General features: G+C 68.8%; 12 protein-coding genes. 3 read left to right on the top strand and 9 right to left on the bottom strand.

What is annotated here, in order from left to right; all coding sequences use genetic code 11:
- Window positions 1-19: 19 nt before the first annotated feature.
- From prcB to arc, 4 genes are all read right to left on the bottom strand, one after another.
- The gene (gene prcB, locus ACFXOM_RS11555) at window positions 20-865 is read right to left on the bottom strand and encodes a proteasome subunit beta (protein WP_384936051.1); all 846 of its coding nucleotides are present in this window, start codon (window positions 863-865) and stop codon (window positions 20-22) included.
- Window positions 866-1,038: 173 nt separating this feature from the next.
- Window positions 1,039-1,257 (bottom strand): ubiquitin-like protein Pup, encoded by a 219-nt coding sequence (locus tag ACFXOM_RS11550; protein WP_011027899.1) that lies wholly within the window; start codon window positions 1,255-1,257, stop codon window positions 1,039-1,041.
- A gap of 135 nt (window positions 1,258-1,392) precedes the next feature.
- Window positions 1,393-2,904: a depupylase/deamidase Dop gene (gene dop / locus ACFXOM_RS11545; protein ID WP_384936054.1), complete on the bottom strand. Its 1,512-nt coding sequence runs from the start codon at window positions 2,902-2,904 to the stop codon at window positions 1,393-1,395.
- 247 nt (window positions 2,905-3,151) lie between these two features.
- Window positions 3,152-4,918 (bottom strand): proteasome ATPase, encoded by a 1,767-nt coding sequence (arc, locus tag ACFXOM_RS11540; protein WP_384936057.1) that lies wholly within the window; start codon window positions 4,916-4,918, stop codon window positions 3,152-3,154.
- A 256-nt stretch (window positions 4,919-5,174) separates the two neighbouring features.
- Between arc and ACFXOM_RS11535 the strand changes: the two genes are divergently transcribed.
- Entirely contained in the window at window positions 5,175-5,453 is a 279-nt protein-coding gene (locus ACFXOM_RS11535; protein WP_384936059.1) for a ferredoxin, read from the top strand.
- Between the two features lie 15 nt (window positions 5,454-5,468).
- Here the strand turns inward: ACFXOM_RS11535 and ACFXOM_RS11530 are convergent, their stop codons facing one another.
- From ACFXOM_RS11530 to ACFXOM_RS11520, 3 genes are all read right to left on the bottom strand, one after another.
- Window positions 5,469-6,041: a hypothetical protein gene (locus ACFXOM_RS11530; protein WP_385037759.1), complete on the bottom strand. Its 573-nt coding sequence runs from the start codon at window positions 6,039-6,041 to the stop codon at window positions 5,469-5,471.
- A 195-nt stretch (window positions 6,042-6,236) separates the two neighbouring features.
- Window positions 6,237-7,124, bottom strand: coding sequence for a tRNA (adenine-N1)-methyltransferase (locus ACFXOM_RS11525; RefSeq protein ID WP_384936066.1), 888 nt, complete (start codon window positions 7,122-7,124; stop codon window positions 6,237-6,239).
- 18 nt (window positions 7,125-7,142) lie between these two features.
- The gene (locus ACFXOM_RS11520; protein ID WP_384936068.1) at window positions 7,143-8,393 is read right to left on the bottom strand and encodes a site-2 protease family protein; all 1,251 of its coding nucleotides are present in this window, start codon (window positions 8,391-8,393) and stop codon (window positions 7,143-7,145) included.
- Window positions 8,394-8,626: 233 nt separating this feature from the next.
- Between ACFXOM_RS11520 and ACFXOM_RS11515 the strand changes: the two genes are divergently transcribed.
- Both ACFXOM_RS11515 and ACFXOM_RS11510 read left to right on the top strand, forming a co-directional pair.
- Window positions 8,627-9,436 carry a RecB family exonuclease gene (locus ACFXOM_RS11515; RefSeq protein WP_385037872.1) on the top strand — a complete coding sequence of 270 codons (810 nt, stop codon included), beginning with the start codon at window positions 8,627-8,629 and terminating at the stop codon, window positions 9,434-9,436.
- A gap of 142 nt (window positions 9,437-9,578) precedes the next feature.
- Window positions 9,579-10,250 (top strand): response regulator, encoded by a 672-nt coding sequence (locus ACFXOM_RS11510; protein WP_384936071.1) that lies wholly within the window; start codon window positions 9,579-9,581, stop codon window positions 10,248-10,250.
- A gap of 48 nt (window positions 10,251-10,298) precedes the next feature.
- Here ACFXOM_RS11510 and ACFXOM_RS11505 read toward each other — a convergent pair whose 3' ends face one another.
- Together ACFXOM_RS11505 and ACFXOM_RS11500 are read right to left on the bottom strand one after the other, a co-directional pair.
- Window positions 10,299-11,891, bottom strand: a complete 1,593-nt coding sequence (locus tag ACFXOM_RS11505; protein ID WP_384936073.1) for an ABC transporter substrate-binding protein — start codon at window positions 11,889-11,891, stop codon at window positions 10,299-10,301.
- A gap of 59 nt (window positions 11,892-11,950) precedes the next feature.
- Window positions 11,951-13,552 (bottom strand): ABC transporter substrate-binding protein, encoded by a 1,602-nt coding sequence (locus ACFXOM_RS11500; protein ID WP_385037756.1) that lies wholly within the window; start codon window positions 13,550-13,552, stop codon window positions 11,951-11,953.
- Between the last annotated feature and the right edge of the window lie 283 nt (window positions 13,553-13,835).

Raw genomic sequence — 13,835 nt, 5'->3', positions numbered from 1 at the left:
GGTGGTGGCTGGGGAGACATCACAGCAGCGCGGCACGAGGGCCGTCGGGCTGCTCCAGGCGGCGCTCCAGGATCGCGCGGGCGACCTCGGAGGACTCGGCGTCGGTCAGCTTCCGGAAGCCCTCGTCCGTGATGACGGTGACGATCGGATAGATGCGGCGGGCCATGTCCGGCCCGCCCGTCGCGGAGTCATCGTCGGCGGCGTCGTACAGCGCCTGCACGACGAGCGTGACGGCCTGCTCCTCCGTCAGGTCGTTGCGGTAGAGCTTCTTCATCGCCCCCCGGGCGAAGAGCGAACCGGAGCCGGTGGCCGCGTAGCCGTGCTCCTCGGAACGTCCTCCCGTGACGTCGTACGAGAAGATGCGCCCCTTCTCGCGGTCGACGTCCCAGCCCGCGAAGAGGGGGACCACGGCGAGGCCCTGCATCGCCATGCCGAGGTTGCTGCGGATCATCGTGGAGAGACGGTTCGCCTTGCCCTCGAGGGAGAGCTGGGCGCCTTCCACCTTCTCGAAGTGCTCCAGCTCCAACTGGAACAGCTTCACCATCTCCACGGCGAGACCGGCCGTGCCGGCGATGCCCACGGCCGAATACTCGTCGGCGGGGAACACCTTCTCGATGTCGCGCTGGGCGATGACGTTGCCCATGGTCGCGCGGCGGTCACCGGCGAGCACCACGCCACCGGGGAACGAGACGGAGACGATCGTCGTACCGTGCGGTGCTTCGACGGCGCCCTGGACGGGCGGTAGGACGCGCTTGCCCGGGAGCAGCTCCGGCGAGTGCTCGCCCAGGAAGTCCATGAACGACGACGAGCCGGGCGTCAGGAAGGCTGCCGGCAGACGCCCGGTGCTACGAGGATTGGCTTCCACGCGATTCCTTCCGAATAGGCGGCGGCCCGCTTGAGGGGCCGCGGGCCGATCTTGCATGCATTGCACGGACCTTACCCGTGCCGTCGCCGGTCATCCGCTCCGGCGCCCGCCGCCCCTGGGGACGGCGGGACCGGAACGGACAACGGGTGGTGCGCTGAGCGAAGTTGGGGCCGCTACTCGCCGCCCTTTTGGACAAATGACCGGACGAAGTCCTCTGCGTTCTCCTCGAGGACGTCGTCGATCTCGTCGAGCACGGAGTCGACGTCGTCCGAGAGCTTCTCCTGACGCTCCTTGAGGTCCTCAGAAGCCTGCGCGTCCTGCGCCTGCTCCTCGACCTCCTCCGTGGAGCGCGTGGCCTTCTGCTGTCCGCCGCCGGTGTCCTTGGTCGCCATATCCCTCACCCCGCTCGGTTTGCCCGTTTGGTTCGGCTCACTCAAGATCAGACCCTACAAGCAGGGTCCGACATCGGCCCCGCACTTTGCTCAACGTCCGGCGGCCATCTTCATGATTCCCGGACGCGGGCCATTTCAGCCCCCGGACAGGACGCGGACCAGTTCTTCCGCGGTACGGCACCGGTCCAGCAGCTCTTTCACATGGTTGCGTGTACCACGCAGCGGTTCCAGCGTGGGCACCCGTTGCAGAGAGTCACGTCCGGGCAGATCGAAGATCACGGAGTCCCAGGAGGCCGCAGCGACGTCGTCCGCGTACTGCTCCAGGCAGCGGCCGCGGAAATACGCCCTCGTATCCTCAGGGGGCTTGCTCTCGGCCCGTTCGACGTCGGTCTCGTCCAGGAGCCGCTTCATCTTGCCCCGGGCCGCCAGACGGTTGTACAGGCCCTTCTCGGGGCGCACGTCCGCGTACTGGAGGTCCACGAGGTGCAACCTGGCGGCGTCCCAGCCCAGGCCGTCCCTGCGCCGGTACCCCTCGAGGATCTCCCGCTTCGCGACCCAGTCGAGCTCCCCGGAGAGACTCATCAGATCACCCTCCAGCCGGTTGAGGGTGTCTTCCCAGCGGACCAGCACGTCCTTGGTCTGCTCGTCCGCGTCCGCTCCGAAGCGCTCCTCCACGTACTTACGGGCCAGCTCGAAGTACTCCATCTGCAGTTGGACCGCGGTGAGCGTCCGACCGCTGCGCAGCGTGATCAGGTGTTGGAGCGTCGGGTCGTGGGAGACCTGGTGCAGCGTGCGCACCGGCTGGTCGACGGCGAGGTCCACGTTGATGAAGCCGTCCTCGATCATGGACAGCACCAGGGCGGTCGTACCGAGCTTCAGGTACGTCGAGATCTCCGACAGGTTCGCGTCGCCGATGATCACGTGCAGTCTGCGGTACTTCTCCGCGTCCGCGTGGGGTTCGTCCCTGGTGTTGATGATGGGGCGCTTCAGCGTGGTCTCCAGCCCGACCTCGACCTCGAAGTAGTCCGCCCGCTGGCTGATCTGGAACCCGTGCTCGTGGCCGTCCTGGCCGATGCCGACGCGACCGGCGCCGGTCACCACCTGGCGGGACACGAAGAACGGGGTGAGGTGCCGCACGATGTCCGAGAAGGGGGTGTCCCGCTTCATCAGGTAGTTCTCGTGCGTGCCGTAGGACGCGCCCTTGTTGTCGGTGTTGTTCTTGTACAGGTGGATGGGCTGGGCGCCGGGGAGCTGGGCGGCCCGCTCGGCCGCCTCCGCCATGATCCGCTCGCCCGCCTTGTCCCAGAGCACGGCGTCACGCGGATTGGTGACCTCGGGGGCACTGTACTCGGGGTGGGCGTGGTCGACGTAGAGCCTGGCCCCGTTGGTGAGGATCACGTTCGCCAGACCGATGTCCTCGTCCGTGAGCTGGCTGGAATCGGCGGCCTCGCGGGCGAGGTCGAAGCCGCGGGCGTCCCGCAGCGGATTCTCCTCCTCGAAGTCCCAGCGGGCACGTCGCGCCCGGTGCATCGCCGCCGCGTACGCGTTGACGATCTGGGACGAGGTGAGCATGGCATTGGCGTTCGGGTGGCCGGGGACGGAGATCCCGTACTCCGTCTCGATACCCATTACTCGCCGTACGGTCATGCGGCCCTCCTTGCCCGGCGGCGCTCCCCTTCGGTTGCGGCGCTCAAGTACCGCTCGTTCCCCGATGCGTGTGCGGTGCCCGTCCCCGCACTGCGCGACTCGGCGGTATCCAAGAGCCTAGAACGCCTCTGCGCGAGGTGGGGAGATCAATCCGGTCATTGCTCTGTGTGGTGGGATTACCCGTCCGGGAGCCTCGGAAAGCAGGCGGCTGCGGATGCCCTCCGGACATCCGCAGCCGGTCCGCGATCTACAGGTACTGCCCGGTGTTCGCCACCGTGTCGATGGAGCGCCCGGTGTCCGCGCCCTGCTTTCCGGTGACGAGCGTGCGGATGAACACGATCCGCTCGCCCTTCTTGCCGGAGATGCGGGCCCAGTCGTCCGGGTTGGTGGTGTTGGGCAGGTCCTCGTTCTCCTTGAACTCGTCCACGCATGCCTGGAGGAGGTGGGAGACGCGGAGCCCCTTCTGGTCGTGGTCGAGGAAGGCCTTGATGGCCATCTTCTTGGCCCGGTCCACGATGTTCTGGATCATGGCGCCGGAGTTGAAGTCCTTGAAATACAGGACTTCCTTGTCCCCGTTGGCGTACGTGACCTCGAGGAACCGGTTCTCCTCGCTCTCCGCGTACATCTGCTCCACGACCGACTGGATCATGCCGTGGACCGCCGCCTCCTTGGAGCCGGTGTGCTCGGACAGGTCGTCCGCGTGCAGCGGGAGCGAAGGCGTCAGGTACTTCGCGAAGATGTCCTTCGCGGCCTCCGCGTCCGGACGCTCGATCTTGATCTTGACGTCGAGCCGGCCGGGCCGCAGGATTGCGGGGTCGATCATGTCCTCCCGGTTGGAGGCACCGATCACGATGACGTTCTCGAGACCCTCCACACCGTCGATCTCCGCGAGCAGCTGCGGAACGATCGTGTTCTCGACGTCCGAGCTGACCCCTGATCCGCGGGTGCGGAACAGGGACTCCATCTCGTCGAAGAAGACGATGACGGGCGTGCCCTCGCTCGCCTTCTCCCTGGCCCGCTGGAAGACGAGACGGATGTGCCGCTCGGTCTCACCGACGTACTTGTTGAGGAGCTCGGGGCCCTTGATGTTGAGGAAGTAGCTCTTCCCCGCGGGCTGACCGGTCACCTCGGCGACCTTCTTGGCAAGGGAGTTGGCGACGGCCTTGGCGATCAGCGTCTTGCCGCAGCCGGGCGGACCGTAGAGCAGGATGCCCTTCGGGGGCCGCAGTTCGTGCTCCTTGAAGAGGTCCGGGTGGAGGTACGGGAGCTCGACGGCGTCCCGGATCATTTCGATCTGGCCGCCGAGGCCGCCGATCTTGTCGTAATCGACGTCCGGGACCTCTTCGAGGACCAGTTCCTCGACCTCGCTCTTCGGGATCACCTCGTAGACGTATCCGGAGCGGGGCTCGAGCAGCAGGGCGTCGCCGGGGCGGATGGTGGCGTCCAGCAGCGAGTCCGCGAGCCGCACCACCCGTTCCTCGTCGGTGTGCCCGATCACCAGGGCGCGCTCGCCGTCCTCGAGGACCTCCTTGAGGGTGACGATGTCCCCGGCGCGCTCGAACTCCATGGCCTCGACCACGTTGAGGGCCTCGTTGAGCATCACTTCCTGGCCGCGCCTGAGCTCGTCCGGCTCGACGCTGGGGCTGACGTTCACCCGGAGCTTGCGGCCCCCGGTGAAGATGTCGACGGTGCCGTCCTCGTTGGCCTGCAGGAAGACACCGAAGCCGGCCGGCGGCTGGGCGAGCCGGTCGACTTCTTCCTTGAGGGCCACGATCTGGTCGCGGGCCTCACGGAGCGTGTTCGCCAGTCGTTCGTTCTGAGCGGACACGCCGGCCAGGTTTGTCTGCAGCTCGACGATCCGCTCCTCGAGAATCCTCGTATGACGCGGAGAGTCGGCGAGCTTGCGGCGCAGGACGGCGATCTCCTGCTCAAGATAGGCAACCTGGCCGGCAGGGTCTTCAGACCCCCGCCCCGGCCGGAAGCCGCGGTTGTTGTCGTCGTCGTGGGCTGCCACGGTCCTCACCTCCTCCAAGGGGAGCTGGACGCTTCCTGACCCTACCTGGGTGGGTGGTGATTGAAACCCCTAGATCACAAAGACGGAAGGGGTGTGTCCGATCTTCACCCTTGCGCCCTCCCTCACGCCAGGTGAATACCCACCCATCAACATCGGAAAGCGGGCGGTTGTAAGGTCGGACCGGTCAACACCCGTCAAGGGTGGCACTTATTGATGCACACCCCTTGATGCACACCGCGCAGGAACGGACGGCGACATGGACGAGGCTCTCGAAGTCTGGATCGATCAGGACCTCTGCACCGGCGACGGAATCTGCGCCCAGTACGCCCCCGAGGTCTTCGAACTCGACATCGACGGGCTGGCCTACGTGAAGAGCCCGGACGACGAGCTGCTGCAGCAGCCCGGCGCCACAACGGCCGTGCCGCTGCCGCTGCTGACCGACGTCATCGACTCGGCCAAGGAGTGCCCGGGCGACTGCATCCACGTGCGCCGGGTCGCGGACAAGGTCGAGGTCTACGGCCCCGACGCCGAGTAGACGCAAGGTGACCGGTCACGCACTCCCCGCACCCGCGGCGCCCTGGTCGGTCTGTACGAACTTCCCACCGCGCCACTGCCACTTGACCGCGTCCCGCCGATCCGGGCAGCACCGCGGCACGTCGGGCGACGAGTAACCGAGGAGCGTCGCCGTGACGACCCCGTCACGTACGGCGAGGTCCCCGACGCTCAGCTTCTGGGCGGGTTCCACGAGGGCCGCGACGACCCGGGGGGCGCCCGCCGTCGACCGGGCGAGCACGTACACGCCGCTGGGCGGGGTCCCCATGCCGGCCTCGCAGCGGGCCACCACGACCGTCTCCGCACTGCCGTCCCCGTCGAGGTCCCCCGAGGCCTTCCTGACCACCTGGACGGGCACCGCACCGCATTCCAGCGGCAGCTCGACGGCTCCCGCGTCGGGCGCGGGCGCCGCGGCCGTGGTGATGCCGGCCCCGGACTGGCTGGCCTTGGCGGGGTCCGGCTGGAACAGCCCGGCCCCGGCGACGACCGCGGCCATCGCCGTCGCGGTGGCGAGCCAGTGGACCGGTCGGGCGTGGGTGTGCGCGAGTTCCGGGACGGCGGAGGTCTGCACTGAGGCGTCTCCTGTGAACAGCGGTGCTGGGGGGTGTCCCGCATGGTGCCACACGTCACAGCGTGCGGGAACAGCAGGGTGCGAACCTCCGCGCGGTGCACCAACGCAAAGATGCCGCCACAGAGTTCCGTTTTGTCCTGCGGGAACTCCGTGACGGCACCACCGTGTTGTGGGGGCCTCGGCCCTGATGACGGGTCAGCCCTTGTTGGGGCCCTCGTAGTCCTCACCGTAGGCGCCCTTGGCGGGCCGGCGCCGGCGCATCGGGGGCTCCACGCCGTCCGCGAGTCGGCGTGCGGTGACCAGGAAGCCCGTGTGGCCGATCATGCGATGGTCCGGCCGGACGGCCAGGCCCTCGACGTGCCAGTTGCGGATCATGGACTCCCAGGGCTGCGGCTCGGCGTAGCAGCCGATCTCCCGGATCGACTCCACGGTCCTCGCGAGCTGCGTGGTGGTGGCCACGTAGGCGCAGAGGATGCCACCGGGAACGAGCGCCTTGGAGACGGCCTCCAGGCACTCCCAGGGGGCGAGCATGTCGAGGATGACCCGGTCGACGTCGGTGTCCGAGAGGTTGTCCTGGAGATCACCGACGGTGAGGGTCCACGCGGGGTGCGGACCGCCGAAGTAGCGCTCCACGTTGCCCTGGGCGATCTCCGCGAAGTCCTCGCGCCGCTCGTACGAGTGCAGCATGCCCTCGTCGCCGATCGCGCGGAGCAGGAAGCTGCTGAGCGAGCCCGACCCGACCCCGGCCTCGACGACGCGGGCGCCGGGGAAGATGTCGGCGAACGCCAGGATCTGCCCCGCGTCCTTGGGGTAGACCACGGCGGCACCGCGGGGCATGGACAGGACGTAGTCGGGGAGCAGGGGGCGCAGCGCGAGGTAGGCGACGTTTCCCGTGGTACGGACAACACTGCCCTCGGGAGCACCGATCAGCTCGTCGTGCGGGAAGGAACCCTTGTGGGTGTGGAAGTTCTTCCCGGCCTCGAGCGTGAACGTGTAGTGGCGTCCCTTGGGGTCGGTGAGCTGGACCTGGTCCCCGACCTTGAAGGGCCCGCGACGGCGGGCGGCACCGGTCGGTTCGGACATGTGACCAGAGTACCGGGGTTACGAGGACGGTCGTGCCATGGCCTGGACGAAGGCCCGCTCGACGTCCGCCGTGGACAGCACCCCGTAGATCTCGCCCGACTCCTCGACGACCAGGTACTCCGTCGCGGGGGTCGCGCGGAGGCGGTCGAGAAGGGCCTCTCCGACGAGCTCGGCGGGGACCTTCATGCCCTCGGTGAGCTCCTGCGCGAGTCCGCTGACGGCGACCCACGGACGGCGGTGTTCCGGAACGCCGACGATGGCGCTCTCGCGCACCAGGGCCGTCGGATCGCCGTGGCCGTCGACCACCACGAGCGCTCGGGCACCGACTTCGTTGGCCCGCCGCAGGGCCTCGGACAGGGGTGTTGCGGACTCGACGGGGACGGCCCTCCGGGTGAGCGTGCGGGCCTGCAGCTCCGGAAGGTGTTCCCGGAGTCTGGCCATGCGCAGGCTGTTGCCGGCGCCGGTCCAGATGATCGCGGCGAGGATCGCGGCGAGCAGGGCGTCGGTGACGGTGTCCATGCCGCTGATGTCCTCGGTCGCATTGCCGAGGGCACCGGTGTGGGTGAGCAGGGGGAGTCCGACGAGGACGGTGACCGCCAGCGCCCGGCCGACCCAGGCGGCAGCGACGGTGCCGCTCATCGGCTTGCCGGTGAGCTTCCAGACCACCGCGCGCAGCATCCGGCCGCCGTCGAGGGGCAGTCCGGGCAACAGGTTGAACGCGGCGACGATGAGGTTGGAGATCATCAGCCCGGCGAGCAGGACACCGGGCACGGTGCCGGGCTCGACGGTGTACATGGCCAGGTAGAAGACCCCCGCCAGGACGAGCGACAGGAGCGGGCCGACGAAGGCCAGGACGAATTCACGGCCTGGGGTCTCGGCCTCCTTTTCGATCTCCGAGACGCCGCCGAAGAACTGGAGCTGGATGCGGCGCACGGGCAGCTTGTAGCGGAGTGCGGCGACCGTGTGGGCCAGTTCGTGCACCAGCACCGAAGCGTAGAAGGCCACCGCGAAGAACAGCGAGACCAGGTAGCGGGCACCGCCGAGCTCGGGCAGCACCCGTTCGAGTTGTCCGCCGAAGACCCACGTGATGAGGGCGGCGACCAGGAACCAGCTCGGGGCGACGTACACGGGCACGCCGAAGGGCCGCCCCATGAGAATGCCGCCACCGGGCTCGGCGGAGCCCTGCGGCTTGCCCTTTCCGGGGTCCGTCCCCCCCGCGCCGGACTGCGGCCGCGTCGTACGCTCGCCGCTCTCGTCGTCCTTGTTCACGGGTTCCCTTCATCGCCGGGGCTGGCTGACTCGTTCGTGCAGTGCGAGAGGATCTGACCTCGATGGTATGCCGCTCGCTGTCAGTGGCGGGTCGTAGGGTCTGAGTCATGAGTACGAGTCAGCCGCCCGTTCCGGAAGGCCCACCGCCCGCTTCCGGTGACCTGCCCGCCGCCGCGGACGGCCGTCCGCCCCCGCAGGACGGCGTGGCGTCCCCCTCGGACGGGCGACCCCCCATGTCCCTGTCGCCCTCGCGTGCCAGTGACTTCATGCAGTGCCCCCTGCTTTACCGCTTCCGGGTGATCGACAGGCTCCCGGAGAAGCCGAGCGAGGCCGCCACGCGGGGCACGCTCGTGCACGCCGTGCTGGAGCGGCTTTTCGACGCCCCGGCCGCCGAGCGGACGCCGCCCCGGGCGAAGGCGCTGGTTCCCCGGCAGTGGGATCGGCTGTTGGAGTCGAAGCCCGAGTTGGGCGAGCTGTTCGCACAGGACGGGGACGGCGAGCGGCTGGCCCGCTGGCTGTCCGAGGCGGAGCAGCTCGTCGAGCGGTGGTTCTCGCTGGAGGACCCGACGCGGCTGGAGCCCGCGGAGCGCGAGCTGCTCGTGGAGACGGAGCTGGAGTCCGGACTGCGGCTGCGCGGGGTGATCGACCGGGTGGACGTGGCGCCGACCGGCGAGGTGCGGATCGTCGACTACAAGACGGGCAAGGCACCCCGCCCCGAGTACAGCGAGGGCGCGCTGTTCCAGATGACCTTCTACGCGCTGGTGGTGTGGCGGCTCAAGGGCGTGGTGCCGCGCCGGCTGCAGCTGGTCTACCTCGGCAGCGGGGAGGTCCTGACGTACGACCCGGTCGAGGCCGACCTGGCCCGGGTCGAGCGCAAGCTGCTGGCCCTGTGGGAGGCGATCTCGCAGGCGACGCGGACGGGGGAATGGCGGCCCCGCCCGACGAAGCTCTGCGGTTGGTGCGACCACCAATCGGTGTGCCCCGAGTTCGGCGGCACGCCTCCTGTGTATCCCCTGCCGGTGGTTCCGCCGCGGCCGGAGTAGGGCGTGTGCCCAGCGGGGCTGCCGGCCGAGCGGCCGCACCCGGACGGGACGCCGGTGCGCCCCGGACGCCACGGGTGCTCCCGGCCGGAGCTCCGGGCGGTCAGGGCAGAATGGGGCCGGCCCAGACTCTTGAGGAGATCCCGTGACGATCCGCGTCCTTCTGGTCGACGACCAACCACTGCTGCGCACCGGCTTCCGGATGATCCTGGAGGCGGAGCAGGACATCGCGGTGGTGGGTGAGGCCGGGGACGGCCTCCAGGCGCTGGACCAGGTGCGGGCGCTACAGCCCGACGTGGTGCTGATGGACATCCGGATGCCCCGGATGGACGGCGTCGAAGCGACCCGGCAGATCACCGGCCCCGAGCGGGACGGCCCGGCGAAGGTGCTGGTGCTGACCACCTTCGACCTCGACGAGTACGTGGTGGAGGCGCTGAAGGCGGGTGCGAGCGGGTTCCTGCTGAAGGACGCCCCGGCGAACGAGCTGGTGCAGGCGATCCGGGTGGTGGCGGCGGGCGAGGCGATGCTCGCCCCCAGCATTACGCGCCGGCTGCTCGACAAGTACGCGGGGCACCTGCCGTCCGGCGACGAGTCGGTTCCCGACACGCTCCACACCTTGACGGAGCGGGAGGTCGAGGTGCTCAAGCTGGTGGCACGCGGTCTGTCGAACGCGGAGATCGCCGCGGATCTCTTCGTCAGCGAGACGACGGTCAAGACCCACGTGGGCCACGTGCTGACCAAGCTGGGCCTGCGGGACCGGGTGCAGGCCGCGGTGTACGCGTACGAGAGCGGGCTGGTGCGCCCCGGCGCCCAGTGAGGGCGCCGGGGCGGCATCCGGGGAGGGGGGTCGTCCGAGGAGGGGCCCCTAGCCCTTCTTGATCTCCCAGAAGCGGAAGACCGTGGAGGCGTCGAGCGTCCACTCCAGGCCGGTGATGTCGCCGTTGGCCACGGCGTACTGCTTGCCCTGCCACAGGGGCAGGATCGGCAGGTCCTCGGCGACCATGTCCTGGAGCTGGCCGAACTTGGCGGCAGCCGAGGGGCGGTCCGACACGGCCGAGGCCTCCGGGATGATCTTCCCGGTGATCTGCTTGTTGTCGTAGCCGTTGCCCAGGACGTTGTCCTCGCCGAAGAACGGCTGGGTGAAGTTGTCGGGGTCCGGGTAGTCGGGGACCCAGCCCTTCACGTAGACGGCGTACTTGCCGGCCGTGATGCCCTTCTCGTACTGGTCGAACTCCACGGACTTGACGTCCGCCCGGAACAGCCCGCTGTCGTTCAGCTGCTGGGCGATGGCGCTCATCTCGAGGTCGGTCGCCGGGCCGTAGCGGCTGGGCGTGGACCAGAGGGTGATCTTCACCTTGTCGTTGATGCCCGCGGAGCGCAGGGCCTTGCGGGCCTTGTCGGGCTGCGGGCTGCCGCCGTAGCGGTCGAAGAAGGCCGTGTTGTGGCCGGCGATACCGGCCGGGATGATCGAGTGCAGCGGCTCGGCGGTGGCCTTGTACACGTTCTTGACCAGCGCGTCACGGTCGACCAGGTAGGCGAAGGCCTTGCGCACGGCGAGCTTCCCGGCGACCGGGTCCTTCATGTTGAAGACCAGGTGCTGGACCTCGGCGCTGCCGCCCTCGATGACCTCGATGCCCTGCTCGCCCGCGGACACCGAGCCCTGGAGCGCGTCAATGTCCTGGGCGGTGAGACCTCGGTAGGCGACGTCGACGTTGGCGCTCTTGAGCGCGCTGCTGAGGCCCTTCTGGTCGCCGCGGAAGAACGTGAGGGTGACGCCGCCGTTCTTCACCTCCGCGGTGCCCTTGTACTTCGGGTTGACCGAGAAGACCGCTTCCTTCTCGCTGAAGGAGTCCAGCTTGTACGGGCCGGAGCCGACCGCCTTGCCGTCGGTGCGCAGCGAGCCCTCGTCGTACTCGCGGTGGTCCACGATGGAGCCGGCACCCGAAGCGATCTTGCTGGGGAAGGTGGCGTCGGGGACCTTCAGCTTGAAGATGACGGTCCGCTCGTCGGGCGTCTGGATGCTGCCGATGGTGCTGAGCAGCGGCGCCGGGCCGGACTCACTGGCGATCTTCAGCGCCCGCTCGAAGGAGAACTTGACGTCCTCCGAGGTCAACGCGTTGCCGTTGCTGAAGGTGAGGCCCTCGCGCAGCGTGCAGCGGTAGACGGTGCTGCCGCCGCCCTCGAACTGGCACTTCTCGGCGGCTTCCGGCTGCGGCGTGGAGCTGCCCTTGGGAAAGCTCATCAGGGACTGGAAGACGTTGTTGAACAGCAGCCAGGATCCCGGGTCGTAACCGTCCGCGGGGTCCGTGGCGAGGACCTCGTCGGACATGCCGACGGCCACCCGGATGCCCTGCGCGTCCTTGCCGTCGCCGCTGTCGGAGCCGCAGCCCGCCAGCAGCGAGGCGGACAGCCCCATCGCGAGCGGGGCGACCGCAGTCCTCTTGATTCGTGCCTTCACAGAACCTTGCCTCTTGCTCTCGCTTGTCGACCGCGACGTTCACGGCCGGGTACTGAAGGTCAGGCGGTGCCGCGCGCGAGCTCCCACAGCTGGAGGTCGGACGAGGAGTTCAGCGCCCACTCGACGCCGTCGATGTCCGACCGTGCGGCGACGTACTGCTTGCCCTGCCACAGCGGCAGGACCGGGACGTCGTCGGCGACGATGTCCTGCAGCTTGTTGAAGGGCCGGGAAGCCTTGCTGCGGTCGGCCTGGCGGCGCGACTGCGGGATGAGCCGGCTGCGGGCGGCCGTGCTCACGTAGGGGGTGTTGAGGAAGTTGTCCTCGTCCAGGAACGGAGCGATGTAGTTGTCCGGGTCCGGGAAGTCGGGGAACCAGCCGAGACCGTAGACGGCGTAGTCGCCGCGCTTCTGAGCGGGCCGGAACTTCGCCCACTCGGTGCCCTTGACCGTGACGTCGAAGAGCCCGCTGCCGTTGAGTTGGTCGCGCAGCGCCCGGAACTCCTCGGCGGTGCCGGGGCCGTAGTGGTCGGTGGTGTAGTGCAGGGTCAGCTTCACCGGAGTGGTGATCCCCGCGGCGCGGAGGACGGCGGCGGCCTTCCTGGGGTCCGGGTCGCCGTACTCGTTGAAGAACGAGTTGGTGTGGCCGACGATGCTCGTGGGGATCAGCGAGTACAGCGGCTCAGCCGTGGCGCCGTAGACACCGCCGGCGATCTCGCCCCGGTCGACCACGGAGGCGATGGCCTTGCGGACCGCCTTGTCCTTGACCGACGGGTCGTCGGTGTTGAAACCGAGGTAGCGGATCTCGAGGCCGGGCATCTCGTTGAGTTCGACGCCCTCCTCCGGGTGCTCCGTCAGGTCCTTGATCTGCTCCGGGGACATGGAACGGGCCGCCATGTCGATCTCGCCGGACTCCAGGGCCGCGCCCATGGCGGCGGCGTCCGGGAAGGAACGGAGTTCGACCTTGTCGTTGTGGACCTTCAGGTCGCCCTTGTAGGCCGGGTTCTTGGTGAAGACGGCTCGGACGAGCTTCTGCCCGTCCGCCTCGGTGCGCACGGTGTACGGGCCGGAGCCGTCGACCTGGAAGCCGTCGCGCAGCTTCTTCGCGTCGTACTCGTCGCGACTCAGGATGCCGGCGACGGGAGTCGAGAGTTTGTACGGGAACGTGGCGTCGGGAGTGTTGAGGTGGAAGACGATGTCCTTGTCCCCCGCGACCTCGATGGTGTCGACCGTGGAGAGCAACGCGGCCGTGCCGTTGTCGGACTTGATGTTCAGGACGCGCTCGATGGAGAACTTCACGTCCGCCGCGGTGACGGGCTTCCCGTCCGCGAAGGCGAGGCCGTCACGCAGGGTGCAGCTGTAGCGCTCGCTCTCGGTGTCCGTGAACGCGCAGCGGGACGCCGCCTCGGGCACCGGCTGACCACCGCCGCGCGGGACGTGCATCAGCGTCTGGACGGTCTGCCGCAGGACGTTCCAGGCGTTCGTGTCGTACGCGAACGCCGGGTCGAACGGTGCGGGAGCCTCGCTGTTGGCGACGAACTGGTCGGTGGTCCCCACGACTATGGCGTCCCCTCCCGCGGCGCCGCCCGGCGTGGTGCCACAGGCGGCGAGGGCGGGGGCGAGCAGGCCGATGACGGCCGGCAGCACCAGAGTCTTGCGGTTCATCCTGGACGTTCTCCCTCGATCCCACACTGGGATGCAGCGGTGTTACGGGAGACTCCGCCGCGGCCGTCCGGTCAGGGCGGCGCGATCGGGCCGGGATGCGCAGGGCGATCTGTCCTTCGGCCACGTCGACTTGGGTGGTCTCCGTGGCACGCCGATGAGTGCGGCGAAGTTCTCGCGTCGAGATTAGTCCGCCACGCCAGGAGAGCCGGACCGAGCGGGAGTTGAGCCGTAATCGCTCAGTGATGAGGCATGGCGGCATGTCGATAGTCACTCGGGCTAACTA

This window comes from Streptomyces sp. NPDC059169, from assembly GCF_042755225.1.
Taxonomy (GTDB): domain Bacteria; phylum Actinomycetota; class Actinomycetes; order Streptomycetales; family Streptomycetaceae; genus Streptomyces.
The sequence above is the reverse complement of the archived record's forward strand: the minus strand, read 5'-3'. Positions and strand labels throughout refer to the sequence as shown.

Excerpts from the sequence above, each read along its gene's own strand:
- ACFXOM_RS11550 (WP_011027899.1), bottom strand. The coding sequence starts at position 1,257 with ATGGCGACCAAGGACACCGGCGGCGGACAGCAGAAGGCCACGCGCTCC.
- dop (WP_384936054.1), bottom strand. The coding sequence starts at position 2,904 with ATGACCGTACGGCGAGTAATGGGTATCGAGACGGAGTACGGGATCTCC.
- ACFXOM_RS11535 (WP_384936059.1), top strand. The coding sequence starts at position 5,175 with ATGGACGAGGCTCTCGAAGTCTGGATCGATCAGGACCTCTGCACCGGC.
- ACFXOM_RS11525 (WP_384936066.1), bottom strand. The coding sequence starts at position 7,124 with ATGTCCGAACCGACCGGTGCCGCCCGCCGTCGCGGGCCCTTCAAGGTC.
- ACFXOM_RS11515 (WP_385037872.1), top strand. The coding sequence starts at position 8,627 with ATGTCCCTGTCGCCCTCGCGTGCCAGTGACTTCATGCAGTGCCCCCTG.
- ACFXOM_RS11500 (WP_385037756.1), bottom strand. The coding sequence starts at position 13,552 with ATGAACCGCAAGACTCTGGTGCTGCCGGCCGTCATCGGCCTGCTCGCC.